This window comes from Thauera sp. 63 (assembly GCF_000310165.2).
GTDB classification, from domain to species: Bacteria; Pseudomonadota; Gammaproteobacteria; order Burkholderiales; family Rhodocyclaceae; genus Thauera; species Thauera humireducens.
The window spans coordinates 1-840 of the sequence record NZ_AMXC01000085.1 but is presented as its reverse complement, the minus strand read 5'-3'; the positions used below and the strand labels follow the sequence as shown (position 1 = coordinate 840).

General features: G+C 73.9%; 2 protein-coding genes. Both read left to right on the top strand.

Translation table 11 applies throughout. From position 1 onward, the window contains the following. Positions 1-659: LysR substrate-binding domain-containing protein (locus C664_RS20060; RefSeq protein ID WP_004295483.1), on the top strand; the 659-nt coding region annotated here is incomplete at its 5' end. 30 nt (positions 660-689) lie between these two features. After that, on the top strand, positions 690-840 hold a 151-nt coding region (locus tag C664_RS21220; RefSeq protein WP_004295481.1), incomplete at its 3' end, for a 2-dehydropantoate 2-reductase N-terminal domain-containing protein.

The following is an 840-nucleotide window of genomic DNA, read 5'->3' as shown; positions in this document are numbered from 1 at the left end:
AGGACGCCGTCGGCCCGCTCGTCGTCACCGCGCCGCCCTCCTTCGCCAGCCACTGGCTCGTGCCCCGCCTGCCGCGCTTTGCCGCCGCGCATCCCGACGTCGATCTGCGACTCGCCAGCACCTCCGACACCGTGGACGGCCCGCGCGAGGCCAGCGTGCTTGACAACCTGCGCACCGATCCGCGCGAGGCGCGCAGCAACGTGGCGATCCTGTACGGCAAGGGGCGCTATCCCGGCTTCCGTGTGGTGCCCCTGTTCGCGCCCGACTACGTGCCGGTGTGCGCCCCCGCGCTGGTCGAGGCCGGACTGCGCTCGCCGGACGAGCTCCCGCGCTTCGCGCTGATCCACGACGACACCCTCAGCGAGGTCGGCTGGACCGCCTGGCTGCACAAGGCCGGGCTGGACGCGCAACTCGCGCGCCGCGGACGCCATTTCTCCAACGCGGCGCTCGCGCTGGCTGCCACCCTCGACGGCCAGGGCGTCGTGCTCGCCCCCCGGCCGCTGGTGGAAGAGCGCGTCCGCGCCGGGCACCTCGTCATTCCCTTCGATCTCGGCCTGCCCTCGCCCAGTGCCTACTACCTGGTGATGCACGAGCGCGTCGCGCGGCGTCCGGCGCCGGAAGCCTTCGAACGCTGGCTGCTGCAGGAAGCGGCACAATAGGGCCCGCCGCGAGACAGGAGAGCCGCCCCGATGACTGCAACGCCCGATTCACCCCGTTCCCACTACCCGGTCGCCATCGTCGGCGCGGGCGCGCTCGGTCTCGCCTTCGCCGCGCGGCTCGCCGCCACCGGCCCGGTGGCGGTGATCGCGCGCAATGCGGCGCGCGCGGCCGAACTGGCGC